At 60.3% G+C, this 26,324-nt stretch carries 23 protein-coding genes; 9 read left to right on the top strand and 14 right to left on the bottom strand.

Features of this window, described 5'->3' with window-relative positions; translation table 11 throughout:
- Window positions 1-384: 384 nt before the first annotated feature.
- Entirely contained in the window at window positions 385-1,704 is a 1,320-nt protein-coding gene (locus JO015_13980) for an ATP-binding cassette domain-containing protein (GenBank protein ID MBW0000206.1), read from the bottom strand.
- 187 nt (window positions 1,705-1,891) lie between these two features.
- Between JO015_13980 and JO015_13975 the strand changes: the two genes are divergently transcribed.
- Both JO015_13975 and JO015_13970 read left to right on the top strand, forming a co-directional pair.
- Window positions 1,892-2,719 (top strand): hypothetical protein, encoded by an 828-nt coding sequence (locus tag JO015_13975; protein ID MBW0000205.1) that lies wholly within the window; start codon window positions 1,892-1,894, stop codon window positions 2,717-2,719.
- Window positions 2,720-2,777: 58 nt separating this feature from the next.
- Complete coding sequence (locus tag JO015_13970; protein MBW0000204.1) at window positions 2,778-3,761, top strand: hypothetical protein; 984 nt, start codon at window positions 2,778-2,780, stop codon at window positions 3,759-3,761.
- A 6-nt stretch (window positions 3,762-3,767) separates the two neighbouring features.
- Here the strand turns inward: JO015_13970 and JO015_13965 are convergent, their stop codons facing one another.
- Window positions 3,768-5,171: a hypothetical protein gene (locus JO015_13965; protein ID MBW0000203.1), complete on the bottom strand. Its 1,404-nt coding sequence runs from the start codon at window positions 5,169-5,171 to the stop codon at window positions 3,768-3,770.
- A 291-nt stretch (window positions 5,172-5,462) separates the two neighbouring features.
- Here JO015_13965 and JO015_13960 point away from each other — a divergent pair, with 291 nt between their 5' ends.
- Window positions 5,463-5,666 (top strand): hypothetical protein, encoded by a 204-nt coding sequence (locus tag JO015_13960; GenBank protein MBW0000202.1) that lies wholly within the window; start codon window positions 5,463-5,465, stop codon window positions 5,664-5,666.
- Window positions 5,667-5,925: 259 nt separating this feature from the next.
- On the opposite strand, the gene JO015_13955 is transcribed toward JO015_13960, so the two are convergent.
- The 3 genes from JO015_13955 to JO015_13945 form a co-directional block, all read right to left on the bottom strand.
- Complete coding sequence (locus JO015_13955) at window positions 5,926-6,279, bottom strand: hypothetical protein (GenBank protein ID MBW0000201.1); 354 nt, start codon at window positions 6,277-6,279, stop codon at window positions 5,926-5,928.
- A 342-nt stretch (window positions 6,280-6,621) separates the two neighbouring features.
- Window positions 6,622-6,879 (bottom strand): hypothetical protein, encoded by a 258-nt coding sequence (locus tag JO015_13950; GenBank protein ID MBW0000200.1) that lies wholly within the window; start codon window positions 6,877-6,879, stop codon window positions 6,622-6,624.
- A gap of 82 nt (window positions 6,880-6,961) precedes the next feature.
- Window positions 6,962-7,516, bottom strand: a complete 555-nt coding sequence (locus JO015_13945; GenBank protein MBW0000199.1) for a zinc-ribbon domain-containing protein — start codon at window positions 7,514-7,516, stop codon at window positions 6,962-6,964.
- Window positions 7,517-7,853: 337 nt separating this feature from the next.
- Between JO015_13945 and JO015_13940 the strand changes: the two genes are divergently transcribed.
- Entirely contained in the window at window positions 7,854-8,348 is a 495-nt protein-coding gene (locus JO015_13940; protein ID MBW0000198.1) for a hypothetical protein, read from the top strand.
- A 17-nt stretch (window positions 8,349-8,365) separates the two neighbouring features.
- Here JO015_13940 and JO015_13935 read toward each other — a convergent pair whose 3' ends face one another.
- On the bottom strand, window positions 8,366-8,554 hold the full coding sequence (locus JO015_13935) for a hypothetical protein (GenBank protein ID MBW0000197.1): 189 nt from the start codon (window positions 8,552-8,554) through the stop codon (window positions 8,366-8,368).
- Between the two features lie 131 nt (window positions 8,555-8,685).
- Window positions 8,686-8,979 (bottom strand): hypothetical protein, encoded by a 294-nt coding sequence (locus JO015_13930; GenBank protein ID MBW0000196.1) that lies wholly within the window; start codon window positions 8,977-8,979, stop codon window positions 8,686-8,688.
- 115 nt (window positions 8,980-9,094) lie between these two features.
- On the opposite strand from JO015_13930, the gene JO015_13925 reads away from it, so the two are divergent.
- The gene (locus JO015_13925; protein ID MBW0000195.1) at window positions 9,095-10,354 is read left to right on the top strand and encodes a P1 family peptidase; all 1,260 of its coding nucleotides are present in this window, start codon (window positions 9,095-9,097) and stop codon (window positions 10,352-10,354) included.
- A gap of 489 nt (window positions 10,355-10,843) precedes the next feature.
- Here the strand turns inward: JO015_13925 and JO015_13920 are convergent, their stop codons facing one another.
- Window positions 10,844-11,398 (bottom strand): dual specificity protein phosphatase family protein, encoded by a 555-nt coding sequence (locus tag JO015_13920; GenBank protein MBW0000194.1) that lies wholly within the window; start codon window positions 11,396-11,398, stop codon window positions 10,844-10,846.
- A 43-nt stretch (window positions 11,399-11,441) separates the two neighbouring features.
- A complete protein-coding gene (locus tag JO015_13915; GenBank protein ID MBW0000193.1) occupies window positions 11,442-12,227 on the bottom strand; it encodes a DUF72 domain-containing protein in 786 nt (261 codons plus the stop codon).
- 164 nt (window positions 12,228-12,391) lie between these two features.
- Here JO015_13915 and JO015_13910 point away from each other — a divergent pair, with 164 nt between their 5' ends.
- Window positions 12,392-13,231, top strand: a complete 840-nt coding sequence (locus JO015_13910; protein ID MBW0000192.1) for a formate/nitrite transporter family protein — start codon at window positions 12,392-12,394, stop codon at window positions 13,229-13,231.
- 319 nt (window positions 13,232-13,550) lie between these two features.
- Here the strand turns inward: JO015_13910 and glnA are convergent, their stop codons facing one another.
- Window positions 13,551-14,960, bottom strand: coding sequence for a type I glutamate--ammonia ligase (gene glnA, locus JO015_13905; GenBank protein MBW0000191.1), 1,410 nt, complete (start codon window positions 14,958-14,960; stop codon window positions 13,551-13,553).
- Between the two features lie 60 nt (window positions 14,961-15,020).
- The gene (locus JO015_13900; protein ID MBW0000190.1) at window positions 15,021-15,356 is read right to left on the bottom strand and encodes a P-II family nitrogen regulator; all 336 of its coding nucleotides are present in this window, start codon (window positions 15,354-15,356) and stop codon (window positions 15,021-15,023) included.
- 509 nt (window positions 15,357-15,865) lie between these two features.
- Here JO015_13900 and JO015_13895 point away from each other — a divergent pair.
- Complete coding sequence (locus JO015_13895) at window positions 15,866-16,315, top strand: SMI1/KNR4 family protein (protein ID MBW0000189.1); 450 nt, start codon at window positions 15,866-15,868, stop codon at window positions 16,313-16,315.
- A gap of 153 nt (window positions 16,316-16,468) precedes the next feature.
- On the opposite strand, the gene JO015_13890 is transcribed toward JO015_13895, so the two are convergent.
- The 3 genes from JO015_13890 to JO015_13880 form a co-directional block, all read right to left on the bottom strand.
- Window positions 16,469-17,716 (bottom strand): MFS transporter, encoded by a 1,248-nt coding sequence (locus JO015_13890; protein ID MBW0000188.1) that lies wholly within the window; start codon window positions 17,714-17,716, stop codon window positions 16,469-16,471.
- Window positions 17,717-17,782: 66 nt separating this feature from the next.
- The gene (locus tag JO015_13885) at window positions 17,783-18,742 is read right to left on the bottom strand and encodes a rubrerythrin (GenBank protein MBW0000187.1); all 960 of its coding nucleotides are present in this window, start codon (window positions 18,740-18,742) and stop codon (window positions 17,783-17,785) included.
- Window positions 18,743-19,075: 333 nt separating this feature from the next.
- Entirely contained in the window at window positions 19,076-19,558 is a 483-nt protein-coding gene (locus tag JO015_13880) for a hypothetical protein (protein MBW0000186.1), read from the bottom strand.
- Window positions 19,559-19,926: 368 nt separating this feature from the next.
- Here JO015_13880 and JO015_13875 point away from each other — a divergent pair, with 368 nt between their 5' ends.
- Both JO015_13875 and JO015_13870 read left to right on the top strand, forming a co-directional pair.
- Window positions 19,927-25,080: a DUF4011 domain-containing protein gene (locus tag JO015_13875; protein MBW0000185.1), complete on the top strand. Its 5,154-nt coding sequence runs from the start codon at window positions 19,927-19,929 to the stop codon at window positions 25,078-25,080.
- Window positions 25,081-25,127: 47 nt separating this feature from the next.
- A complete protein-coding gene (locus JO015_13870) occupies window positions 25,128-26,096 on the top strand; it encodes an HNH endonuclease (GenBank protein MBW0000184.1) in 969 nt (322 codons plus the stop codon).
- Window positions 26,097-26,324 lie beyond the last annotated feature (228 nt).

Raw genomic sequence — 26,324 nt, 5'->3', positions numbered from 1 at the left:
GAAGACAAGATTTTAGCTCCATTGCCGGCGGAATGGTATAGAGAGACGCGCGGATGCGTGGCGCGTGCCGGGTCTTGCTTGACGGTGGCAGAATTGCGGGTCAGGTCGAGGGGTAAACGCTGGGCTATGTTCTCTTGGCCCTTCGGGTCGAAAGACGGTCACGGCTGTCCCCGCGCTGCTCTCAAAAAATGCGGGTAAAGCTCAGGGGTAAATCCCGGGCTAAGGTCTGCCGGCCCGTTGGGCCTAAGACCGGCACTGAAGTACCGACCTACTCTCCGGCTGCCCCTCCGGGGCAAAGACAGCTCAACAAACTTGAAAACCGGTGTCGAACGGGGACAGCCACGCGGAATGACCAGGCCGGCGGTACCGCGACCTCCAATGCCGTTACTGCCCCTCCAAACGGGCTTCGGGGGCAGCCGCCCACGCTGCAGCCGGGGCGGCCTGCGCCAACACCCCGTCGGATTCCAGCGGTTCGGCCGTCCAATCGTGCGGGAGAAAAAAGAGCCCGTTGGTCTCGTGGCTCCAGAGCCGGTGGGCACCAATGCTGCCATGGCCGACCTCAAATGTAGTGAGGCGCTCGTGGTAGTCGACCAGGACGTCGCGTTGGTAGATCTGAAAGGCCAAACGGTAGCGGCCAGGGTTAAGCAGCAGTGACTCGGTACGGCAGCGCAGGGTCACGTCGCCGGTAAAGTTGCCTTCGATGTAGCCGCGGGTGGCAAAGCGGGTGACCAGCACGCCGGTTTCCGTGTAGATCTCCACGCAGCAGTGCACGTCAGACTCGATGCGCCGCAACCCAAACGACAGCACGGCCTGCCGCCCGCTCAGCAGCAGGTCTTCGACCGTATCCGGGCCCTGGTTGACCGAGAAATCCACCAGGTGCGGCCGGTCTGCAACCGCCTGGCGCGCGCCAGTCTCTACCTGGAAGGCGCGCGCCGACTCGAGTGAACCCAGGTAGGTGCGAATCGAAGCAGCTGCGGCGCCGTCAGCCAACAGCGACCCCTTTTTCAGCACGATGACTCGGCGGCAAAGGTTCTGCACGGCCGCCAGATCATGGCTGACGAAAAGCACGGTTCGACCCTGCCGGGCCACGTCGCTCATCTTGCCCAGGCTCTTCTTTTGAAAGTTGGCATCACCAACCGCCAGTACCTCGTCGGCAATCAGGATGTCGGGTTCCAGAAACGCGGCCACCGCAAACGCCAGGCGCACGCGCATGCCGCTGGAGTAACGTTTGACGGGCGTATCGATGTACTTCTCAACGCCCGAAAAGTCGATGATTTCATCAAGCTTCCCGTGCGTGGCTGCCCGCGACATGCCCAGAATGGCGGCATTGAGAAAAATGTTTTCGCGGCCCGTCAATTCGTTGTGGAATCCCGAGCCCACTTCCAGGAGTGCAGCCACTTTGCCGCGAATTTTGGCTGAACCGGCGCTGGGTTCGGTGATGCGGGCCAGCAATTTTAACAGGGTCGATTTGCCCGCACCGTTGCCGCCGATAAAACCGACGGTCTCGCCCGAGGCAACGTTGAACGAGACGTCGCGAAGGGCCCACGCAAAACCTTTGCGCTCGGCACTTGGGCCCCGGGGTGCCTTGCGGTCAAAAAGACTGCGCACCAGCCGTTCGGCATCCTCCCGCAGCGTTCGGGCCCCCAGTACACCCAAGCGGTATTGTTTGCCTAAGCCATGCGCCTCGATGATCGGTTTACCCATAATTCTGTCGCCTCGCGGTCACGGCCAATGGGCCAATGGTTGAGCCCGGGACCTGGGTCCCGTCCGCAACATGCCCCGGCTGCGGCCCCGTCACGTCAGACGACGGCCAAAGAAGTGGCACAAATCATCTGTTATGGCAAATGCAGTCCATTTGACCTCTGCGACTTAGCGATTAGCATTGGCGCCAATGGAGGTTTCAGCACGGCCGGACGCGCAAAGCGCAGAAGTGATCGTTTTTTCGATGGGGTTTAACGGGTATCAACACCTGTTCAGGCGAAATGTGGAGTCACAGCGGCGGTATGCCGAACGGTTCGGCTTTAAGTATACCTTTATCGAGGAACCCGCTTATACGCCGCTTTTGATGGAATCCACCTGGCTGAAGATACCGCTCTTGTTAGCTGCACTGGCCACCGGGGCAAAGTGGGCGTTTTACATGGACACGGATGTGGAGGTGACGGCGCGCTGTCCCGATTTCCGATGCCTTGATGAAGAAAACAAGGACATCTTCCTGGCAAATGGTCATTCCGGGCGCGTGAATGCGGGGGTCATGCTCATAAAAAATACGGGCTCCGCCCAAAATCTCCTCCGGAAAATACTGGCCAATGCCGGCAAGAAAGTCCCGCCGGAGGACGTTGCCTGGGGCGACAACAGCAACGTCATCCATTACACGAAATCGTACCCGGGACTGAAAAAAATTCCCGCCGAATGGAATAACAACCGTGACCCGGAACTTCAAGATTACCTTCGCCACTATAGCGCCGGGCCGATGCGTCCCCATTACCGTATGGACGAGCGGGAGAAACACTGGCGGGGGGAAGTGGAGGCCTACATCAAAGCGCACCCGCAGCAAAGCAGACCCGGCAGCGCAGGATTTTACGCCGACCTGGCCGGCCTGTTCGAGTCAGCGACCAGGGGAAAACCGGAATTCGGTCCCGTTGATCTGTATTCGATCCGTACGGCTCACCGGGAACGTCGTAAAAGCATCTTTTGGCGGTTGCTGCCGTCGTCTCGATAGGGGCGTTGCTTTCGCGCGTCGTGCTTAAAAGGGCGAGGAAAAAAACCGTTACAGACCCGTGACCGCAGCAACGACAAATCCCTCGTCCCGGCAGGAACCGGGTTCACGCTTTGCCGTGGTGTCGGCCGTGGGCCCGAGCGACCGGGAAGTCGACCGCGTTCAGGATTTGTTCGACTCGCTTGAAGCTTTCGAGCCCGGCAATTACCATTTCGTTCTCATTGACGACAGCCCGGGGACTTCCCGTTTCACGAACATCGTGCCGAAATGCCTGCGCGACCGGTACATCGAAATCAAGAACCCCCGGCGCGGTCAGGGGTGCGGCTGGGCTGCCGGGTGCGCCGTGGCGGTTCTGGCCGGACTAAATGAACTGTTGCGCCGCCGGATCGCCTTCACCTTTGCGTTGAAGCTGGACACCGATGCGCTGGTGATCCGCCCTTTCGCGGAGAAAATCAGCCGGCAGTTTGCCGCCGTCTCCCGGATCGGGATGATCGGTACGGTGCGCAACCCGGAACTGGGAGACCAGGCTCGGGAAGCGGTCAAGCCAATGGGGCGGGTGCTCGATAAACTGTCGAAGCAATTCACCGTCTGGCGGCGTACCCCGCTCGGCCGTCCGGCCGTCCAGATTGCTTTGTGGGGACGTTACCGTCTGATCCGGGACACGATCCGGGAGGCGTTCATCAACGGTTTTCGCGTGGGCGAACACTGTTACGGCGGCGGCTACGCCCTCTCCCGGCCCTGCATAGAGGCGTTCGCGGCCCGCGGCCTTCTCGCCAGGCCCCGCATCTGGCTCCGCACGCCTTTGGTCGAGGACTTGCTGATTTCCCTCTGCGTGAAGTCGGTCGATTTCGATCTCAAGGATCTAAGCGGTAAGGACGAACCTTTCGCCATCCGGTACCTCGGTTTGCCGGACACGCCGGAAAACCTGGTGACCCGGGGCCACAGCATCATCCACAGCGTTAAAGACTGCGAAGCTCAAGCCCTCACCGAAGCGGAACTTCGTTCCTTCTTTCGTGACCTCCGGACTCAGGCAACGCTGACCTGAAGCCGATCAAACGATCTCAAGCACCTGGATCGAGGCCGGATTCACCTCGATGGAACGCTGCTCTCGCCCGCTGATCGAACGCGCAGCGCCGGGATAGCCTAACGTGGCCGGGTCGCTGGATACTGGGATGCCGTTGAACCGGAAAATTGAATCGGTCAGGCGGTCGGCTTCAACGGTATGCACGAGGAGATCACCTCCCAAGGGCGGCAGCCGGACCCTCATGGGAGCGTCCGCGGAAAGGTTGATCAGCACGATGGACCGCTCCCCGGTTTTGCCCCGCACCGCAAACGCCCGGGCCGTGGCAGCCGGTAAGGGACCTGGAAGCGCGGCCATCCGCCGCCCACCGTACCGGTTGAAAAGCCGCAATGCGTGGTACACCGGCCGGGCTTGGAACCGGCCGTCAGCGCCGCGTACCACCGGCGAATAGATCGCGGTCTGATTACTGTGGAGATTGATCCCGAGCCAGCCGGCGGCCGCGATGCTGAAAACGGCGTTGGTGGCCCAGAGAACCGCCGCAAAACAGTCGCTGATACCGGCCTGTCCGCCTCCAAAAACAGAATTTATTTCTGTCATGCGCAGTGGCAATCGCGTGGGCGCAGCTTCCGCCTCCGCCAGGCGCATACGATTCAGGAGGTCGGGGCTGGAATTTAACAGTCGGGAGAGCGATACGCTCGAACTGCCCGCGGGACCCTCCGCGTAGTAGTGATGAGTCAGGAATCGCACGTCCGGCCGGGTGCCCCCGGCGAAATGGCCAAGCCAGCTTGTGTCACAGCATACGTCCGGCCCCGCAAACTGCGCGGCCGGGACCTTGGCCTTGACCGCTTTCGCGAACCGGTGCCAGTCGCCCAGGTATTGGCCCACATCGTAGCCGGCGGGACGATGACCGTTGTTTCGAAACAGGTCAGGCTCATTGCCGAACTGAAAAGCAAGCACACGGTCACCGCAAAATCTTCCTACCAGCTTCGCCTCCGCCGCTGCTTCTTTCGGGGTGCCGGAGCCGGCGTTAAGTCCATAGATCAGGTTCCACCCGGTCGCATGAAGAAATTCGGCAAACCTGGCGAGCCGCCGGGATCCGATGGCGCTCAAGCCGGTGGAGGATGGCCGGTCACTGGAGTTACCCCCGATACGGATTACCCCCGTCTTGCCTAACGCTCGTACGAGCTCGGCGAGGTCCGTACTTTCCGGTACCAAATAGTCGTCATCGGCGATGCGCTGCGTCTCAAAGCTAAGACCTAGAAAACCCCTTGGAATCGTCACGGGAAGATGGTCAAAATCCGGCGTCAGGGCCGGTTCTGCGCTCAGGTCGCCGGCGGTCGCGTTCCACGTTCGCAGGCCTGCGAGAACCCCGGTTGCCGCAAGAAATGTCCGGCGCAGAAACCTGCGGCGACTAACCGAGGAGGAAGGGTTCACAGAGTGCATAGCTTTTACAAACCCAGGAACGTTGAGCCGGCGCGGCGGTTAGCCTTTTCGGTACCGAATTCCTACCCTGAACTCCGAACCCCGAACTCCGAACTCCAAACTCCGAACTCCTATCTCCATCTTTTGTGCGTACGGCGCCTGGAAGGCATGATTCTGCTTGAGAATCCGGTAAAATACGCTTTGATGCCGGACTCGACCCAAAACGCGGGCCGCTCACGGGTACATAGAAGCTCTAAATAGGCCAGCTATAACGCCGTATACATAAAAATCAAGAATTTCACCATGCGACGCGAACTAAGATGCCTTTACGGGATCGGCTTTATTCTGGCTCTCCTGTACGCCATCGCGTTTGCGTTGCAGGCGTTGAACTCCCTGGAGAGTCCCTTGTTTAAAGTCGATCTGGGGCTTGTCTTTGTGTGCCTCGCCGTCGCGATCCGCTTAGCCCAGCTTCTCTTCGGTTCCGGCTCGGGTCGCGAGTTAATCTAGCGAACCGGCCCGGTGCGGCTTAGGGCCGGGCTCCCGCCGGCGTCATTGGCGCTGGTTGGCCCGGAGCGTTCGGGGTACCCCGGCCGCGCAGGTCAGGAAGGGTGTAATCAGAAGCGGGACGGCAATGAAAAGCAGGCGGCAGCTTGCCGCCCTCGGGCCCGGCGTCATCGTATGCGCCTAGGGCAAGGTATGCCGTAACGGGCCCGCTGCCGCCATGACGGCCCGGACGCGGATCCAAACCGGGCCGTGTGCCGCGGCGTCAGAACTCATAGCGGGTTCCGCTTTCGCCAACGAGAAAAAGCGGAAATTCGGAGATGCGAACCCGGATTTCCTGCAGGGTGAGATCCAAATCGAGCCAGCTGTAAAAGGCCAAAACGGCCGACTCGCGGTAACTGAGGTTGTGAACTTTCCGGCCGTTTTCCAGGAAGTCAACGAAACGCGCATACGGCTGGCTCACGACCTCGCCCCGGTCGAGCAACATGGCTGTATAAACCAGCCGGGACAGAAACTCCCATTGTACCAACCAGTCCTCGCCATCGAGAAGCGCCTTTTGCTTCAGACGCTGCCTGTCAGCGCGGCTGAGCTCGATCAGGACAAATTCTTCGGTTTGCATAATGGTTTCTCAGACAGATCGGTGAATCCGGTGGCGAATTTAGCGGAAATGCGTCCCATTATCAAAACTGCGCTCGCGGCTGCACTCCGGTGCGGACGTACCGGACCTCTTCGCTGTAAATTGCTAAATTCTTCATAAATAACAAATCGAAATCGTCGGCATGCATGCTAGAGCACGTTTTGTTCCCACTGCAGGCGCGCCGGTTCGTTCCCCCTGGAACGGGCGAAGGACGTCCAATCACGGGTCGCCCGCGTACGCATTTTCCCAGGCCGATTCTCATTTTCGGGAAAACACCGGCCGGGCCGGGCCGCAAACGCGGCCCCAGGCGCTTGGCAGGTCAACTCACTCCGCCGGTTTGAAGCTGAACCGGAGAATCTCAGTGCCGGGATCATCCGAGCCTTCCCGACGGAAAAACTGCAGGGTGATGGCGTCAAGGTCACGAAGGATCCGGCAAGCATCGGGTTGAAAGTCTTTGGGTACCACGCCGGGGTTGACCTTCCGGGTAAATCGGAAACGCTGCAGGACGGTATCATCGCTTGCCCGGAAGAGGTCCTGAAAGTCGAACGCGATGGCACTAAGGTGTCGAACAGGCGTATGCATAAAGCTAACGCCTAGATCGACCTGGAATCCATAATCTTAAGCGCGGCGCCTCTGCTGCGTTGCCGCCCGGTCCCAGGCTCGCTCAGTCCCGCTTACCCAGCGGATGGCCGCACTGTCCGCAAAAACGGTCGCCCTTGCTTACAGGTGCGCCGCACTGGGTACAGAAACGTTGCGTGACCTCAGTCTCGGTCCGCGGCTCGGGTCCGCCCATGCTCATACGCATGTTGCCCATCCGCAGCTCCATGGACCGCATAGGCCCCATGGGTTCCATCGGCTTCATCGGTTCCATCGGTTCCATGGGCCGCAGGGGTTCCATCAGCCGCAGCCGGGGTGGACGGTCGGATCGGTCAAAGGGAAGCTTCTCGGCCGCTTCAAGGTCCGGTTCGCTTTGCAGCCGGCGGATTTCACTGCCCTGCATGCGAACGAACTGGGGCCCGTCCTCAGTCTCCAGACGCAGGACCCAGTCCCGGTTGAGGCGGTAAAGCGCTGGGGGCTTCGACCATTTTCCGGTCTCGAACCCGGTTGCCTGGCTCTGCTGTTGGCCCCCGCTGCCGCTGCTCAGGCTGACCTGAGTGTAATCGCCGTCATTCTCCACGACAAGCTGTTGACCGTTCTCTGATTCGTAGACGTAACTCATAGATGAAGCCGTGTTTCTCGCAGCATACTTCGTTCCCGGGCGGCTGCCACGATGCTTGTGCGCAGGGTTCATGTCTTTTCGAAGTCCCCCGCGACATCCGGAACCGGACGGGCGGTCGCTTTCCTGACGCACGCAGCGGGCAGGGGACATCGACCGGATGCGCAGTTTACGGGCATGGTGAAGGGCAGCGATTCGCGCGGCGAATTTAAACCAGGTTTTTTTAGTCTGTTTGCATTTATTGTAAACAGTAGAAACTGATCACAATCCGGCGTTGGTCCCCGGCTCGCCCGCGGCCCGCGCAACCCTTAGGTTTGGGGAAATTTGCCAAAGGGTTACTGTGTCTTTTTCCTCTCTTTTACACCGTCAGATCTCAAAACCGGTGGCATTGGCCGTGATCGCCGGTACCACCATGCTGGCAGCCATTGCGGCTCACAGCCGGAGCGATCTGGGGCAGGCTAGCGTGCAAGGCGACACGCCTGAAATTTGCGGGATCAGCCTGGAGCAGAATCCGTTCATGATTAAGAATTTCGGCCACCTTCGCGAGGAACGCTTCCAGCCCGGCGAGAGCTGCGCATTTCCGGATCCGAAGCACCGTGGCTGTACCGAGGGCCTCTACACGTACGCCGTCTACGGATCCCAGGCGGAAGGCGTCATCAAGGCGGTCTGGATTCGTGAACCGGGAGCCAACGGAAGTCTTTACATCATCTCCCTGCAGATTGTCGGACGCCGGCCGGCCACCATGGTGGTGCCGTCGAGCCCGGCGACTCCCGTTGAGCGTCGCGGCGGACCGAATGCCCCCGGTGCGCCTGAGAACCCGAATGATGAGGCTTAGGCGATGCGCTTGCCGGCTTAAGAGGTCAAGCTTCGCTGCGCGTAAGCGATCGCGGCCTTGCGAGTCCGAAAACCTTCCACCGGGTCGCGGTCGGCTAATTTGAAGCACCAGAACACGCCCTGCAGATGGGGCACGGGGGCCTTGTAGACATAGATCGTTTGTCCGCAGATGCGGTAGAGTCCGAACACGTAACCGGCATTGTTCATGGGGAGCAAGGTTTGATTTTCAGGTCCTGATGCTCTGAGATCGGCAAGTGCCCTCTCGAATTGAGCTGAGCTGGTGGACGCCGGAACGGCTGAACCGGAGGGCCCCGGCGCAACGATGCGCGCGCACCGGCCTACGTTGCAAAGTACAAAATGGCGCCGTCCGGGGTGAGGGTATTGGTGACAAACGGGCCCAGGCGTCTGAACGCGGCTCGATTAAGAATGGATAATTCCTCTTCTTCCGGCTCCCGGAATAAGACCAGCTCCGCCAGCCCTGCCGCCAAGTGATGCCGGTAGGCATCGTTCATGCCCTTACGGGCGTTGACGACAAGAACGCAACGCACATTATCCGCCCCCTGCAACGCTGCTTCCGGGATTTTCAGCTCGTAGTAGGCGGCCCGAGACGTCTGTGTAGACTGGCGTGCCATGCGCAAAGGCTAGGCAAGCCGGCTGAGGGGTGGCAAGCCTTGTTTTGTTGCAATACAGCAAATTTAAGACGCACGTTGGCGTCACTACCTTCTGTTCTTTTGTTGGGGACCGATTATGTTTGGCCGCACCGTGAGTAAGCGCCGTCGTCCCGCCCGCCTTTTCAGGACGGCCGTTGCGGTTTTGGTGCTGCTGCTGCGGTTGCTGCTCAGTTGCCCGATCGTTGTGGTGGCCAAAACCGACGCCACCGTCGTTGCCCCGCGGGCGCGCGATCTGGGAATTGCGTTTGAGGGCGACCCGGGCCCGCTCAACGCGATCACCGACGTGCGCGGGGTTGAAGTCGGCGAAGTCACGGTGATCGAGGGCCAGGGCAGACTGGTCGAGGGTAAAGGGCCCGTCCGAACGGGCGTCACCGCGATCCTGCCGTTGGGTAAGAACGGCAGCGACACACCGGTGCCGGCGGCGGTCTTTTCCTTTAATGGCAACGGTGAAATGACGGGTGCAGAGTGGGTGGAGGAGTCCGGTTTCCTTGAAGGACCCGTCCTGCTTACCAACACGCACAGCGTGGGTACCGTGCGCGATGCCGTCGTGGAGTGGGGGGTGACAAGGTTTCCCGGAACCGGCCATTTCAGCCTGCCGGTGGTTGCGGAAACGTGGGATGGCGCTCTCAACGACATAAACGGTTTCCACGTCAAAAAGGAGCATGTGTTCCGTGCGCTAAACGATGCAACCGGCGGGCCGGTGGACGAGGGCAACGCCGGCGGTGGCACCGGCAACCGGGCTTTCGATTTCAAAGCGGGCACCGGTACCGCTTCGCGCCGGCTGGCGGGAGCCGATGGCGGTTTCTGCGTCGGTGTCCTGGTTCAAGCCAATTTCGGCCGGCGCGCACAGCTCGCGATTGCCGGCGTGCCGGTCGGCCGGGAAATTACGGACTTTCAGCCCGTATTTCACAAGGCCTTCGAGCCGGAAGGGTCCATCCTCATCGTGGTGGCCACGGATGCGCCTTTGTTGCCGGACCAGTTGAAACGGCTGGCGAAGCGAGCCACGCTGGGCGTCGCCCGCACCGGCGGTATCAGTACCAATTCCTCGGGCGACCTGTTCATCGCATTTTCAACCGTCGTACCGAAACTGGTTGACGGGTACCACCAGTGGTCTGCGCTGCCAAACGAACGCATCGACCCGCTTTTCGCCGCCACCGTCCAGGCAACAGAAGAGGCAATCGTTAACTCGCTCGTGGCCGCCCAGACCATGCAAGGCGTCAACGACAACACTTTTTACGCGATCCCCCACGACCGCCTGCGCGAGGTGCTCCGGAAATATCAGCGGCTGACGGAGGAAATGCCACAAATGCCGCAAGCGGAAAAAGGCCACAAATGAAGACGGGTGTCGGGTGTCGAGTAAAGGTCGGAGTTCGGGGTTCGGTCACACGGCGGGCACAGCGGGTTTGGCGGGCACGACGTAAGAGTTCACACGGCGAACACGGAGGGCCACGGCGACCACAGCGGAAAGAAGGGGAACGAGGTCGGAGGTCGGAGCGGCAGCATGGGGAGCGGGTGCGAGTGTCAACCAGTTGCCGCCAGGTCCCCTTAATCTGTGTCAATCTGTGTAATCCGTGGATGTTTTCTCTTTTCTGCGTTCTCTGCGTGTTCTGCGGATGATTCGGTCTTCGCACCGTGTGAACGTGACCCTCGGGGGAAATCGAATCCGGCTGTACCACGTCTCCGAGCTCCGAACCCCGAACTCCGAACTCCAAACTCTTTCCCCCCTCTTCCCGCCGTGGTCGCCGTGGCTCGCCGTGTTCGCCGTGTGAACTCAGTCGTGGTGCCCGCCCAACCCGCTGTGCCCGCCGTGTGCCCGTGGGAACTCTTACGTTGTGCCCGCCCAACCCGCCGTGTGCCGGTGGCGATGCCATTGCCGCACCCAGACCACCTGGGCCGGAGTTTCCGGGGATCGCGGGCGACAGCTGCTTTTCTGGCTTGTTTCGCAGAGACGCGCCAGTTCCGCGAGCGCCTCATCCGCAGTTCGCCCGTGTTCCTGGAGCCAACAGGCCACGACCAAGCCCGTTCGTCCCATGCCACCCCAGCAATGCACGTAAGTGATCCCTTCTCGTTTCACGCTGGCGTTAATCGTGTCCAGGATCCGGCGCATGACGTCAGGCCGTTGCGGCACGCTGTACTCCCGAATCGGGATCCGTACGTACGTCACCGCCACGCGCAGGTTTTGCGCTTCAGCCATTAAAAGCGGTTGGTAACTTTCCAGCGCCTCGTCCGTTTCGGTCAGATCCACAAAATGCCGGATCCCGGCATTCAGGAAAGCGCGCAATTTGAGCCTGGCCTGTGCCCGGGAAGGGTGACCCGGGTATTCACCGGCCAGCAGTTTGCCGGGTAACACCCAATAGGTATTCGGGTCGGGCTTGGTCATGGCAAATTAATAACGGCATTTTGCCAGGGCCCTTAATTTCCTTTTAATCAGTACGGCTGCACGCCGGAGGCATTGACCATTCGCCAAGCATTTTCATCAACAGCAGCGCGTTCTGAGGCGCGCGGGTGTTCACGTCGTTGTTGAAATAAGCAAACCCGGTAAGGCCCCGGCGCGCGCAGTCGCGGAGAAACTCAGCCCACGGCTGGAGTTCTTCCTCCGTATAATCGTGAGCGGCGCCGCCTTCGAGGCCGTGGAACCGGACATAGGCGAACCCCGCCGTCAACTCATGGCAGGCGGGCATTCGCAACGAACTGACGGACACCTGCGCAACCCCGGCCTCCCGCAAGAGCGCAAACGTATCGGCATCCAGCCACGACGGATCGCGAAACTCCATTGCGTGCGGTAAATCGCGCGGCAGCGTTTGCAGAAAATTCTGCAGCCGGTTCAGGTCCTTCCGCATCGAGCCGGGCAGCTGCCAGAGAATCGGGCCGAGCCGCCCGTTTAGCTGCCGGCTACGCTCCATCAACAGGTCGAACGATTTGGCGCCGGGCAGCAGGCGTTTGTAATGCGTGACTGCCCGGCTGGCCTTGACGCTATACACAAAACCGGGGGGCGCCTGTTCTCGCCAATGAACGAATGCCGCCTCCGTCGGCAGCCGGTAAAATGACGCGTTGATCTCCACCGTCGGGAATCGGCCCGCGTAAAAGGAGAACCGATTTTTGACCGGAAACCCCGGCGGGTAAAACGATTTCGCCCAATCCTTGTAGATCCAGCCGCTGGTTCCTACGCAGACCTTGCCGGTGTACCCTGCTGGAAGGCCATCCCTCACAGGGGCTAAAGATGCCATGGATCAGCGGTTGAACGATCCCTATTAATCGGTCCGGGTTATTCCGCCGCGAACTTTCAGGACTCTCCGCCGGTGGCACCTGCCGGTTTCGCGCAACCGGGCGGACCGGTTGAACCGAACGAACTCCAACCGATTCACCAGGTGTTATGACTACGAGCCAGACTGATCAACCGCCCCAGACCGGGCGCGAGGAGGACAAGCGCGAGGCCGCCGAGATCGAAGAACGAATCGCGCCTAATGCCGGCGTGGTCTACGCCACCATCGTCCGTCAGGGCGAAGACGAGCTCGCACGTCCCAATTCAGCGCTGGCCTTCTCCGGGCTCGCGGCAGGTTTATCGATGGGATTTTCCTTCATCGCGGAAGCCTTGCTGACTGCCGCGCTGCCCGATGCACCCTGGCGCAACCTCATTACCAAATTCGGTTACAGCTTCGGCTTTCTGATCGTCATTCTGGGCCGGCAACAATTGTTTACGGAAAACACGCTCACCCCGGTTCTGCCGCTCCTGGACCAGTTTACCTGGAAACGGCTGGTTCAGGTCTGCAAGTTATGGGTCGTCGTCCTGATCGCCAATATGATCGGCGTCTGCCTGCTCGCCTTGGTCCTGGCCAAGGTACCGGTGCTCGACGAACCCGTGCGCCAAACGTTGAAAACGCTGGGCGAACACGTCTTTGCCGGGCCCATCCCGATCACGTTTGCCCGTGCTGCCTTCGCCGGATGGCTGATCGCCTTGATGGTCTGGCTTCTGCCCTTTGCCGAGACCGCGCGGGTGCTCGTCATTATTCTCCTGACCTATCTGATCGGGCTTGGCCGCTTCGATCACATCATCGCGGGCTCGACCGAGAAGTTCTACCTCCTTTTCACCGGGGCTGAAGACTTCGGCTCTTTACTGTTCCGATTCTGGCTGCCGACCCTGCTCGGCAACATGTGCGGCGGCATCTTGCTGGTTGCGGTGCTGAACCATGGCCAGGTCGCCTCCGGCAAGTAGGAAAATGCCACAGATGAAGAAGTGCCGGGTGTCGGGTGTCGGCTCACTTCTGCCAGAGGTTGCGCGACAAGCTCGTTGAGCATCGCCGGCACCTGCCGGAGGTCCGGGATTGGAAATGGCCGTACAACCGGTAACGCGTAACGGGTAGCTCGTAGCTCGTCCCTGGTGACAGGCTCGCGCTGCGAAATTGCCGGCTCCCTGCAGGAATCGTCACCCGGTCCACCGGTAAAGCAAAAGGCGCCCGGGACGTCACTCCCGAGCGCCTTCATGCGGTCTGAGTTTTAACAGTTACCAGTTACCCGCTACGAGTTACCCGTGATCACAGATCAAAGTACATGAAGAACTCGTACGGGTGCGGCCGGAGGCGCAACGCGTCGTACTCCTTGGTCTTCATTTCGATCCAGTTGTCGATAAAATCCCGGTTGAACACGTCGCCTTTGAGCAGGAACTCATGGTCTGCCTCGAGCGCTTCGACCGCGCCCAGCAATGAATCGGGCACGCTCGGCACCTTGGCGAGTTCCTCCGGCGGCAGTTCGTACAGGTTCTTGTCGAGCGGATCGCCCGGATCAATCCGGTTCTGAATGCCGTCCAGCCCCGCCAGCAAAAGTGCCGAGAAAGCGACGTACGGGTTCGCGGCCGGATCCGGGGTGCGAAACTCGATGCGTTTCGCTTTCGGGTTGGCCGAATAGGTCGGGATACGAATCGAAGCTGAACGGTTCCGGGCGGAGTAGGCCAGGTTCACCGGCGCTTCAAAACCCGGCACCAGCCGCTTATAGCTGTTGGTGGTCGGGTTGGTGATGGCCGTCAGCGCAGGCGCATGCTTGAGGATGCCGCCGATGTAGAACAGCGCCATCTCACTTAAGCCGGCATACCGGTCGCCTGCGAACAGCGGTTTGCCGTCTTTCCACAACGACATGTGCGTGTGCATGCCGGAGCCGTTGTCGCCGAAGAGCGGTTTCGGCATGAAGGTGACCACCTTGTTGTATTTCTTCGCGACGTTCTTCGTGATGTATTTGTAGTACATCATGTGGTCGCCCATGAGCTTGAGCGACGCGAAACGGATGTCGATCTCCGCCTGACCTGCCGTTGCCACCTCGTGGTGCTGCCGCTCGATCGGCACCCCGGCCTTTTCCATCTCAAGGCACATCTCGTTGCGGACATCCTGCAGCGTGTCGGCGGGTCCCACCGGGAAATAACCTTCCTTATGCCGGATCTTGTAGCCGAGGTTGGGAAACTCCTCGCGCGCAGTGTTCCAAATACCTTCCACACTGTCGAGCGAGTGGAACGAACTGTTTGCGGTGTAATCGTAACGGACGTCGTCGAAGATAAAAAATTCCGCTTCGGGACCGAAAAACGCGGTATCAGCAATCCCTGTGCTCTTCAGGTACGCCTCAGCCTTTTCGGCTACCCCTCGCGGGTCGCGGTCATAAGGTTCGCGGGTGATCGGGTCCCTGATGGTACAGATAAAGCTGAGGGTTGGCTCAGTATTGTAAATGTCGATCCAGGCCGTCTGGGGGTCCGGGATGACCAGCATGTCACTCGCGTGAATGGCCCTCCACCCACGGATGCTGGAACCATCAAAACCGAGGCCATCGTTGAAAATGTCCTCATTGTACTCGGTCAGCGTCGTGGTGAAATGCTGCCAGGTACCAAGCAGATCCGCGAATTTGAAATCAATGAGTCTGATACCTTTATCTTTGATAAACTGAGAAACTTCCGCTGGGGTCATAGATGTTCCATTTTGCTTCTAAAGTTCGGTCTGGCCGAGTTTCAGGAAAAGCACGGCTTCTCAGATCGCCTGATCTCCGCGCTCCTCGGTGCGGATCCGGATCACTTCAAGGAGATCCTGCACAAAAATTTTGCCGTCCCCTTGTCTGCCTGTCCGCGCGCACTGCTTTATTGCAGCAATGGCGGACCCTAGCAATTCGTTTCTTACAATCAGTTCAAGTTTCAATTTCGGCAGAAAACAGCTCGCTCCGGACCACGTTTGTACGGGGGCGTTGGTTCCCCGAAGCCCGAAACCTCGGACCTCACTGACGGTCATGCCTTGGATCCCCAGCTCAGCCAACCCCGACTTAACTTCTTCCAACTTAAAGGGTTTGATGATCGCCTCGATCTTTTTCATGGCCGCGTTTTCCTTCGCCCTCGGGGAAAAAAGAGCGAGGAAGTGGCACTCCCTCCAAGGCCACTTCCTCGCCGTATGCTCGCGTAACGTACTTAATCCGACTCGTCCCTGACCCCTCCGGCGTTCGCATTAGTTTCCCACGCTTTAACGCAAGCCTACATTCGGACCCCCCGAATGAACGCATGCTCCACGACAGCACCTCACGTGCCAGGACCCTCCAATCGAGTCCTGCCCAACGCACTCCGTGAAAGCCGGGCCGGAAACACGGGAACAGGGTGGCAAGAAAAAGCCAAATTGCTCCTTCGACCCGAAAACTGGTCAAAATGGAACAAAAGCGGTCATCCTCCGGACACCTGAAAATACCCCCGGACGCGTCGCCATCCCCGGTTTTCCCGGCGACCGGGGTCTTCACGGTGCCCCAAATGGTTGGAGAAGAAACGTAAGTCTGAACCTTTCGATGTTCGCGCTTGCCGAGGCGCGTAAAGGTGCCATCTATCCCAACGTTTATTATGACTCAGGAAGAGTTCGACGATCTGATCAAAGAGATCCGGGAGGAAGACCCCGAGCAGCTCAGCTCAGACTATTTGGTGCGCGAGGATCCTCTTAAGGAGGAGATGCTTGCTAAACTCGAAAAGAAGGCTGGGTTCCGATTTCCCGAGGAATACCGCTATTTTCTCAAAAAATTCGGTGCCGGCGAGATCGGTACCGTGACCGTCTTATCGCCCGATCCTGAAAGCCAATTTTCAATGTGGGACGGGCGTGAGGAGTTTAATCGTGAAACGGGTGTGCCGTTTGCGGAGGATGGCAATGGGAATTATTACGCCTTTCTGGTGGAGAATAACGCCTGCTCAAAAGATGTCTGGGTCGCTGAGGCCGGTGCCGGGGGCGACCTGACGTACACCGACCACGAAGACTTTTTTGAATTTATCGCCGTTGTCGGTTTCGGAGTCGACCTCTGACCGTTGCCGGCCGTTCGGCGTCACGTGGTGTGGCGTCCGGACGAACGGGCGAGAGCGTTGTGCGGGCGGGCCTCCGTTTTCCCGCCCGGATTTTTTCCGGCCCTTTGCTTTCCTTCATGATGGCCGGCGATAGCCGGAAAACAGCAAGGTATTTTACGCCCGGACCGGTCGATTTGCCCGGCCAAAGGCAATCCCGCGCGCTTCCGGTCCGAAAAAGGTTACGATGGACAGCGACACGGCGACGATGGCGGCGACCGACGCGAGCGCCAGGCCGAAGTTGCCCCCGGAGCGTTCCACGATCAGGCTTTGAAGGTAAAGGTTTCCGGAAGCAAAAAGGTTCCCGAGCTGGTAAGTGAAGCCCGGGAACGTTCCCCGTACGTCCCGCGGTGACAATTCGTTGAGGTGCACCGGGACCACCCCCCACGCGCTCTGGACCAGAAACTGGACGATGAACGCCCCGGCCGCCAAGCCTGCCGGCGATCGCGCAAAGGCCCACAGCGGAATGGCCGGCAACACCAGCAGAGCAGCCGAAATGATCGCCCGTTTGCGGCCGATCCCTTCCGACAAACTGCCGCCGGTCAGGCCGCCCAGGATGGCCCCGACATTGTAAATCACCGCGATCATCGAAACCGTGGCGGGATTGAGGTTATGCTGCCTCTGCAGAAACAACGGATACAAATCCTGGGTGCCGTGGCTGAAGAAGTTGAACGTGGTCATCAGGACGATGACGTACAAGAACAGCTTCCACTGCCGCGCGATGAGGTTCCACCTGAACGCACCGCCTTCATGCTCGTGCTCATGCTCGCGTTCGAGCCAGATCGGAGATTCCTCCACCTGCCGGCGAACGTACAGCACCAGCAGGGCCGGCAGCGCGCCGATCATGAACATCCCGCGCCAGCCGATGTGTTCGTACAAGGTCCAGTTGACCAGTGAGGCCAGCAAATAACCCGACGGATACCCGGCCTGCAGAATTCCCGAAACGATCCCGCGCGCCGGTGCCGGGATGGTTTCCATCGTCAAGGAGGCGCCTACGCCCCATTCACCGCCCATGGCGACGCCGTAAAGTGCCCGCAGGACGAGCAGGACAGCCAGCGAAGGTGCAAACCCGCAGGCGAACTCCACCGCGGAGTAAAACAGAATGTCCGCCATCAGGGTAGGCCGGCGGCCGATGCGATCAGCAACCAGGCCGAACAACAGCGCCCCCACCGGTCGCATCGCCAGGGTAAGATTTACCGTGAAAGAGACCGCGCTCAGGTCGCTGTGAAATTCTCTGATGACGTCTTTAAGAACGAAAATCAGGATAAAAAAATCGAAGGCATCGAGCGTCCACCCCAGGTACGCCGCAACCACGGCGTTGCGTTGTTTCGGGGTGAGACTTTGCAGGATCGCAAGGATGTTCATGCTCTGACACGTGCGGCTGGGGCAAGGGCAAACCCGCGGGCAGTCCGGTCTGCGGCCGGCCGCGGTTCAGAACGAGCCTATCAGAATGCCTGCCAGAAAGACCAGCACACCGCCGAGGACAACCTGGAAAATTGCCGAGAGCAGCGGCGTATCCATGAAATGGTTGCGGATGTACGCGATCACGATCAGTTCGATCGCCACCACCGCGACCGCGATCCCGGTCGCCAGATAAAAATTGGGGATCAGGAACGGAATCGTGTGACCGATGCCGCCCGCCGTGGTCATCAAACCGCAAACCCCGCCGCGGAGCAACGGTCTGCCTCGGCCGCTCAGCGCGCCGTCATCCGAGAGGGCTTCGGCAAACCCCATGCTGATGCCCGCACCGACCGACGCGGCGATACCCACCAGGAACGCATCCCAGCTACTCTTGGTGGCGAATGCCGCCGCAAAAACCGGCGCCAGGGTCGAGACCGAACCATCCATCAGCCCCGCCAACCCGGGCTGGACGACCTGCAGGACGAAAAGCTTACGGTTGGCTTCGTCTTCGGAACCGAACTCGCCGGATTTCTCCTTCTCGTGCGCCATTTTGTCGGCCAGCTTCTCGTGACCCCTCTCGTCGTCGGCCAGATCCCCCAGCAGCTTGCGCAGGTCCGGCGAGGCCGCCCTCTGCGCCGCCCGCAGGTAAAAGCGGCGGGTCTCGGATTCCATGGTTTGCACGGCGCTCCGGATCTGGGCCAATCCGAGCACCTTGTTAAGCCAGATCGGGCGGCGCTTAACGAATCCACGGACATCCTGACGCCGGATCAGAGGAATGAAGTTGCCGAATTTTTGCTGGTAAAGGTCGATAAGCGCGCGCCGGTGCTTGGCTTCCTCCTCGTGCATCGACACCAGGATTGACGCCGTGGCGGGGTAGGCGTCCTTGACCCGTTCGGCAAACTCCCCGTAAATGCGCCCGTCCTCCTCTTCAAGCGAGACGGCCAGGGCCAACACTTCATTTTCCTTCAGCTCATTGAAAGCTTTGATCATAGTTAAGTTCTAACAAGCTCCCCCCGGCACGCCTTTACGTTCGCCGGCGGGAGCGGTGCGCCCCCCTATCCACGCCGTGCCTAAGCCGCTAGCCGTCCAGGCGGGGCTAGCCGTCCAGGCAGGACTAGCCGTCCAGGCAGGACTAGCCGTCCAGGCATTATATTGGAAAGGGCTGCCCTCACGAGCAGTGTGGCATTCTATGTACAATGACCAGCCTGTCGAGGGACGCCGGTTAGGTTTGCCTAATTGAGAAGGAGTCGCAGCCGCAACAAGCTTTTTAGCCCGCAAGAAAATCATGCAAAAGCCGAAGCGACCTGCCTGCTCATCGCAGGGCTAAATCCAAGCCTTGCCCGGCGACGGCAGGGTAGCCGGACCAACCTTGCGGTAAAGACGGCCATCCAGCCGCATTTCCGTTCCTCCGCCGGCCGGGTGCGGCGGTTCGTCCACGTGCCAGGAAGGTCCCAGGATTGAATATTTGAGCGATAAAGACCGGTGAACATCATCGTAGCGAACCCGTGCGCCGGCCAGTTGATAATCGTCCCTGCCATGATAAATGCTGCAGTCGCCTTTGCCGTCGGGGCGAATCGTGATCGTGCTGCGAGGGTCATCAACCGCCTGCCAGGTGCCCACGAACTCGCCGGGCACGGGTACGGCCCCGCGCGGCAACTTGGGCTCAAACGGATGCAGGTCCAGCGCGGCAAGGATGATCAAAGTCAGCCCCAGGATGAAAGCGAGCACGAGCCCGAGGCAGCCGGCTGCACAGCCGAAAATAAATAGCCGGTGGGTGCGGCGCCGTCGTGGAACCGGAGGAGGCATTGAATATCACAAATGCCACAAGCCGAAAAATGCCACAAATGGAGAAGTGGAGCGTCGGGTGCCGAGTGTCGGGTGTCGGGTGCGGAATCCGGAGGCGCCGCGCCCGTTCCGCTGCCTCAATGGGCGAAGACGTTAAATGCCACAAGCCGAAAAATGCCACGAACGCCACAAGTGACTAACCTCCATCCGCGGCATTTTTCCACTCAGGCCAATCGCGGCATTTCACTTGCGCCATTTGAATGCTAAAACCGGGGCATGTCACGAGCGCTCCGGGCAAATGCCGCAAGCCAAACAATGCCGCGACTGCCACGAATCAGTGATCGTCATTTGTGGTATTTTTTCACTCGTGGCAATTGTGGCATTTTTCCATGAGTTCGGACGCGCCATCAACACCGGCGGGGGAATCGGTGCTTTTCCAGGGCGATACCGCCGAAGGACTCAAGAACCTCCGGGGTCGCCTCCTCGACCTGAGCCGAAACAACCGGCTGCTCAATTTTAAGCACACGGCCAAATCGCTCCGGCTGTTCAACCTTGCGCCGGACTGGATATACGAACGCCTCGTCACCAGGAAAAAAGAGTTGCGCCTCCTGCCCGTGCCGAGGCCCAAACCCGGCGCCCTCACCCCCGAACAGGAAGAAGCGTTCACCGCCCTGGGCAAAAACGCCCGGGGCGACAAAACCGCCCCCCAGGCCAGGTTCATCGCCGAAACCGTTTACGGCTTGGCATGCACCTTCGAATTGCCTTGCGCCGCTGCCGGTGATGATCTCCTTGAGCGGGTCGATCCGGCCCGCCTGATCAACACCCTTTATTTCCCGGACGAACTCGAGGCCCGCGGCCAGAATATCAGGAACGCTGCCCGCCTCGCCGTCGAAGAAACCGGGTCCAACGTTCTGCACTTGGTCCTGGGATTCCTGGAATGGTTTGAGAGTGACGACTCGAACCAGCCGAACCTAGCGCCCCTCCTGCTCATCCCCGTGCAAATCCGCCGGACCCAAAACGCCGCCGGCCATGCCTATGAGTTCCACCTCGCCTTTACCGAGGAAGAACTCATGCCGAACTTATCGCTCATCGAGAAACTGCAGTTTGATTTCGGCTTCGCGTTCCCGGTTCCCGGCGAGGAGCAAACCCCTGAACGCTACTTCGAGGCCTGCGCGCGCGCCATCAAGACCCGGCAGGACCGGTGGCGGATCTGCCGCGGCGCCACCCTGGCGCTGCTCCAGTTTCGCAAAATGGTCATGCACAAGGACCTGGACCCGGCCAACTGGCCGGATCCCGGTCTGCTCCTGCAAAACCCTCGGGTCAGCGAATTCTTTGAAGGCCAAAAATCCGGCGATTCCTGGCATGCCGATGATTTTCCAATCGACCAGCTGCCGCCTGACCAACGCGAGTTGCCTTTGATCGAGGACGCAGACAGCAGCCAGCACAGCGCCATCCTCGATGCCTTGAACGGCCGGGACCTGGTCATCCAGGGGCCGCCCGGCACCGGCAAATCGCAGACCATTACCAACATTATCGGCGCCGCGCTTGAGCAAGGCAAAACCGTCCTCTTCGTCGCCGAAAAGCTGGCCGCGCTGCAGGTCGTGAAAGAGCGGCTGGCCAAAGCCGGCCTGGGTGATTTTTGCCTTGAGCTGCACAGCGAGAACGCCAACAAACGGCATTTTTACGCCGACCTTCGACGCCGGCTCAACGCCAGGTTTCCTGAGCCGCGCGACCTTGACCAGGTAAAAGCCCGGCTCCGCGGTCATTGGGACGAACTCAAGGCGCTCGTGCTCGAACTGAACGAAATCGAGCCGGTCTCAGGCAAGACGCTGCAGCAGATTCTGGCGTTGGCCGCCCGGAGCCGGTTAACCGTCGATTCCCATCAATCCGGCGATGGACAGACGCTCTCGGCCCTGTTCGACCTCGACAAGGATGCCATCGACCCGGCACGCTTCGAACCGTTCATCGCTGAACTGGAGAGATTCCAACTCCTGACGAGGATTGTCTGCCCCGGCCAAACCACACTCGACCGGCATCCCTGGCACGGACTGCAAACCACCGCCGCCGATCATGCTGCGCAGGCCGAAATCATCGCCCGCCTGCACCAGGCCCGGGACGCCCTCGATACGCTTCTCGCCCTGGCCGGCCGCTTCCTAACCGGACACGGCGCCACCTTCGAACTAACCACCCCAAACCTCCAGAAATGTTTTCGGTTAGCCGATCTGCTCCGGGCCGGCCGCGACTGCTGGTGTTTCGGCTGGCTTAACCTCCATGCCTCTTCGGGCGACACGGAAGCGGATGAAGTGTTGGCCTGCCTCGGGCGCCTCCTCAACCACAGCCGGCAATTGGCAGCCACCCTGCAGTCGCGCCGCCTCCAGCAATCCGATCTAACCTCACTCGGGGCCTTCCTTTCCCTCTCTGACGATATCAACTCAACTCCGGGTCCCGGCATGACCCTCGGCAGGCTCCGGCAATGGTTAACCGGCCTGCTGAGCCTGGAGCCTGACCTGCCCGGCATCAGCGCCTCTCTGGACGAACTGGAAAAAACTTTCTCCTTAACCTTTGCCGCCTCACCCGCTGACCTCGAGCTCGCCGCGCGGTTGATCCAACTCCTCCGTGACGCTGACCACGTCCCCGGCGTCACCCCGCAAGCGCTGCTGACCCCGGAATTTTCCGCCACGCTGGCAAAAGCCGCCGCCGAGGCTGGTCAGATCAACGCGGAAGGCCAATCATTAACCGAGGACTATTATGTTTCTCAACTACCCGGCGCGCAGGAACTGTTAAAGGAAGCCGCGTTCCTGGCCGGACACAGGTTTTTCCCTTTCCTGAGCAAAGGCTGCCGGGAAGCCCGTCAACGTCTGTTAGTCTGGCAGAAGGACAAAACCCGCCGGCCCGGCTACAAGGTCACCGCCGCCGTGCTAAACCGCCTCGCCGACTGGAAACTCGCACTCGAAGAGTTCGAGAAAAACCCGGTTTACATCGCCGCCTTCGGACCGGCCTTCAGCGGCATCACAACCGACCTGGCGCACTTGGCTCGGGCCCGCGACTGGGTCACAACCATCGATCGCCAGTTCCCGATTTCCGGTTCAGCCATTGAACGGCGCTGCCGCGAGTTCCTCTTCTCATTGTCGCCTGACCGGCTCACGTTTTTGAAAGGTTATTTCAGTGGCGGCAGAGGCGACGCCCTCACCGGCTTCTGCCGCACCCTCCGGCAAGGCGCCGATTACCTCAAACTCACTTTCGAATCCGATCCTGCACTCGCCGGGTTCCAGTCTATCCTGCCGGTTGCACAAGCCATCAAAAGCAGCGTGGACGCCCTCTCCGGCGGCGTTGCGGCGGACTCATTACCACTTGCGGTTCTCCCGGTTGCCTTCACCGGGTTCAAAGACCTCCAAAGCGCGCTGGCGCACGTCTGTGGACGCCGGTGGGACCACGTTCTCGGACCGCAGCATTACCGCGGAATCGATACCAGCCGGGCCGAACTCGCCCGGCAATCGGTCCTTTGGCGCGCCCTTGCCGCCGCAACCCCCGATCGCGCCCTGCTGCAATCCGTGGTGAAGACAATGATCGAACGCGGGAATACGGGCCTCGACCAGTGGTTGGCGAGTTTCCGCGACCTGCAACGCGCCTACCTGGCCTTCGATGATGCGTTCAGCCGGTTTGCTACCTTTGGCGGGCTGGCTCCCGCCGTTTGGCATCACCCCGATCAGCCCCTGACGCGCACGCGGGACCGGATTCACCGGGCGTTGGCGGAAAACGAAAAACTCGATCACTGGCTTCAGTTCAACGAACTATGCGCGTCGCTTCGGGAGCTCGGGTTAGGTCCGGTTACTCGCGCCATCCTGGATCACCGTGTCGCTCCCGGACTCGGCCGCACCCTCCTCGATTACCTCACCTGGGAACCATTGGCCCGGCGACTCCAGCGGGCACATCCGGCTTTGCGGAGCACCCTGGGAAAATGGGACGCCGTGCAGGAACAGTTCCAGGCGCGCGACCGCGAATTTCAGGCGCTCACCCGCCGGATGATCGCCACCCGGCTCGCGCAACGGCCCGTTTCTGCCGGGATCAACGCGGCCCGGACGGGCGGGAAGACCGAACTGGCTCTTCTCCAGCACCAGATCGGTTTACAGGTGCCGCGCGGGTCGGTGCGCGACGTCCTTTCGCGTGCGGCCAACGCTGTGCTTGCCTTGAAACCTTGCTTCATGATGGGGCCTCTCGCCGTCTCCCAGTACCTGGCCCGCGGCAAATTTCAGTTTGATCTCCTCGTCCTGGACGAGGCCTCCCAGATGCGGCCCGAGGATGCCCTGGGCGCGATGGCCCGCTGCCGGCAGTGCGTCATCGTGGGTGATAACAAACAGTTGCCGCCGACGTCCTTTTTCGAATCCAACTTCGGCGACGATCATCTCGACGATGACGAGAACGTTGACCTTGCCGCCATCCAGGAATCGGAAAGCATCCTGGACGCCGCCGCCGGCCTATACCAGCCCGCCCGCCTGTTGCGCTGGCATTACCGGTCCCGGCACCCGTCCCTCATCGCGTTTTCCAACGCCGAGTTTTACGACAACGAACTCATCCTGTTTCCCTCAGTCCACGAAAAATCCCCTGAGTACGGCGTTAAATTCATCGAAGTCGCCGGCCAGTATGCCGGGAGCAAAAACGAGATCGAGGCTGCCGCCGTCGTTGAGGCCGTCATGGATCACCTCCGGCACCGGCCCGGCGAAAGCCTGGGCGTGGTCGCGATGAACTCAGTCCAATCCGCCCTTATTGAGGACCTCCTGGAGACCGGCCTTAAGCACGATGCCGTTGCTCAGGCCGGCGCCGGGCGGCTGGAGACTGACCGCGGCGAGCGCGTCTTTGTAAAAAACCTCGAGAACGTCCAGGGCGACGAGCGCGACGTCATCTTCATTTCCATCACCTACGGCCGCAATCCCCAGGGCGTGCTGCACCGGAACTTCGGGCCCATCAACGGCCGGAACGGCGGGCGCCGCCTCAACGTTCTCTTCTCCCGGGCCCGCAAACGGGTCCACGTCTACTCGTCCTTCCGCCCCGACGAACTCAAGCTGACCTCGGAAAGCAGCGCCGGCGCCCAAAGCCTGCAGCGCTACCTCGAGTTTGCCCGGACCGGCCGTCTCCCGTCGACCAGTTTGCCGCCGCGTCCGCCCGATAGTGTGTTCGAGCAACAGGTCATCGCTGCCGTGCAGAGCCTCGGGTTTGACTGCCAGCCGCAGCTCGGCGTCGCCGGGTATTTTATCGACCTCGCCGTGCGCGACCCGGACCAGCCCGGCTCTTTCATCCTGGCCATCGAATGCGACGGCGCCTCCTACCATTCCTCCAAATCCGCCCGCGACCGCGACCGGCTCCGCCAGAGCATTCTGGAGGGCATGGGCTGGCGTGTCCACCGAGTCTGGTCGACCGACTGGTTCCGCAACCCGCAAGGCGAACTTACCCGGATCCGCGAGGCGATTGCCGCGGCGGGAGCCGCCCGGGCGCGAGGAGATGGGGCATTGATGGCAAACACCCTTTCACCGATGAAAACCGGTTGATGGTGTGTTGAACCTCCTGAAATATAGGAGGGGAGGTTGGTGCGTCGTTGGCTGGTGAACGTGATCAACGAATCGGCATCTTCCGGCGGGTTGCACCGCTTTTCGGTACGATCCAGCCGGCCCGCGTCCTGCGCGACGCCGAACGCTTCGGCCACATCCTCCATCCGTTTGCCGAAGGTATCTACAAGCCGCACTGGTCAAGCCACGCGCTTTCGATTACGTCGATGCTGTCCAGCCCTTACACGGACAGGATCGAGTACCTCTTTGATCGTAGCTGGACGATGCTTTACAGCCCGAAGGCCGGAGGACTCGAGATCTCCTCAAATCAAGCGCTGGTGCGATGCAGCGAAGACCGCGAGCCGGTCCTGGTTTTTCGCCAGGTCACGAGCAAAATGGATCGTGAGGGCTCGACTTACCTCATTGCAGGGCTCGGGCTGATCGAAACTTTTGAATCGCAATCCGGTCTTTTTCGAATCCGAGGCATGCACGTGGAAGAAGTTTCCAGGTACCTGTACGGGCAGGAAGAACTCTCCGACGATTTACTGGAAACTGCGCTGAGACTCGAGAGCCTGGAGGAATGGACCGCAGTGGTGCAGGAAAACCGAGCCGTTTACCAGGTGAGCCGCCAGAAACGCGAAGCGGTTTTCAGGGAAATTGTGTTGAGCAACTACGCGTTCACCTGTTCCGTAACGGGCCAGCGGTTCGTGCATGGACCTCACATCGAGGCTGAAGCGGCCCACATTATCGGCAAAGAGCATCGGGGTCCTGACGATCCCCGCAACGGCCTGGCTTTATCCCGCACAGCCCATTGGGCTTTTGACCGGGGCATTTTCACGATCTCGGATCAGTACGAGGTCATCATCCACCCGGAAGCACGAAACGCGAGCTATCAGCTTTTTCCGATCATCGATGCGGAAGGAAGAAGCATTCTGCTTCCAAAAGAGAATCTCTACCGGCCGCACCCGGAAGCGCTGGAATGGCATCGAAAAGAACGGTTCGGAGCCTTTCTGCGGTAGCAAGGATAGTAAGCCAGCGGATCGTTCCCACAGTGCAGTGTACCGGTAAGCGTTGACTTCGGCCCAGATCGTGGACGCCTACTGTTCAACCTCTTGAGTGCCAAAGGATTTGCGTTCATCACTGGGCTCGCGGCCAAAATTGTCCCATAAGGGAAGCGGGGCACCAGCAGCCGGCGGTAATTGCCGTGAAATAACGGTCCGATCTCCGGAAACATTCGCAAATGGCCA

Source organism: Verrucomicrobiota bacterium, from assembly GCA_019247695.1.
Lineage (GTDB): Bacteria > Verrucomicrobiota > Verrucomicrobiia > Chthoniobacterales > JAFAMB01 > JAFBAP01.
This window is presented reverse-complemented; position numbering and strand designations above follow the sequence as displayed.

Excerpts from the sequence above, each read along its gene's own strand:
- JO015_13980 (MBW0000206.1), bottom strand. The coding sequence starts at position 1,704 with ATGGGTAAACCGATCATCGAGGCGCATGGCTTAGGCAAACAATACCGC.
- JO015_13975 (MBW0000205.1), top strand. The coding sequence starts at position 1,892 with ATGGAGGTTTCAGCACGGCCGGACGCGCAAAGCGCAGAAGTGATCGTT.
- JO015_13960 (MBW0000202.1), top strand. The coding sequence starts at position 5,463 with ATGCGACGCGAACTAAGATGCCTTTACGGGATCGGCTTTATTCTGGCT.
- JO015_13955 (MBW0000201.1), bottom strand. The coding sequence starts at position 6,279 with ATGCAAACCGAAGAATTTGTCCTGATCGAGCTCAGCCGCGCTGACAGG.
- JO015_13950 (MBW0000200.1), bottom strand. The coding sequence starts at position 6,879 with ATGCATACGCCTGTTCGACACCTTAGTGCCATCGCGTTCGACTTTCAG.
- JO015_13945 (MBW0000199.1), bottom strand. The coding sequence starts at position 7,516 with ATGAGTTACGTCTACGAATCAGAGAACGGTCAACAGCTTGTCGTGGAG.
- JO015_13935 (MBW0000197.1), bottom strand. The coding sequence starts at position 8,554 with ATGAACAATGCCGGTTACGTGTTCGGACTCTACCGCATCTGCGGACAA.
- JO015_13930 (MBW0000196.1), bottom strand. The coding sequence starts at position 8,979 with ATGGCACGCCAGTCTACACAGACGTCTCGGGCCGCCTACTACGAGCTG.
- JO015_13925 (MBW0000195.1), top strand. The coding sequence starts at position 9,095 with ATGTTTGGCCGCACCGTGAGTAAGCGCCGTCGTCCCGCCCGCCTTTTC.
- JO015_13920 (MBW0000194.1), bottom strand. The coding sequence starts at position 11,398 with ATGACCAAGCCCGACCCGAATACCTATTGGGTGTTACCCGGCAAACTG.
- JO015_13910 (MBW0000192.1), top strand. The coding sequence starts at position 12,392 with ATGACTACGAGCCAGACTGATCAACCGCCCCAGACCGGGCGCGAGGAG.
- glnA (MBW0000191.1), bottom strand. The coding sequence starts at position 14,960 with ATGACCCCAGCGGAAGTTTCTCAGTTTATCAAAGATAAAGGTATCAGA.
- JO015_13900 (MBW0000190.1), bottom strand. The coding sequence starts at position 15,356 with ATGAAAAAGATCGAGGCGATCATCAAACCCTTTAAGTTGGAAGAAGTT.
- JO015_13895 (MBW0000189.1), top strand. The coding sequence starts at position 15,866 with ATGACTCAGGAAGAGTTCGACGATCTGATCAAAGAGATCCGGGAGGAA.
- JO015_13890 (MBW0000188.1), bottom strand. The coding sequence starts at position 17,716 with ATGAACATCCTTGCGATCCTGCAAAGTCTCACCCCGAAACAACGCAAC.
- JO015_13885 (MBW0000187.1), bottom strand. The coding sequence starts at position 18,742 with ATGATCAAAGCTTTCAATGAGCTGAAGGAAAATGAAGTGTTGGCCCTG.
- JO015_13880 (MBW0000186.1), bottom strand. The coding sequence starts at position 19,558 with ATGCCTCCTCCGGTTCCACGACGGCGCCGCACCCACCGGCTATTTATT.
- JO015_13875 (MBW0000185.1), top strand. The coding sequence starts at position 19,927 with ATGAGTTCGGACGCGCCATCAACACCGGCGGGGGAATCGGTGCTTTTC.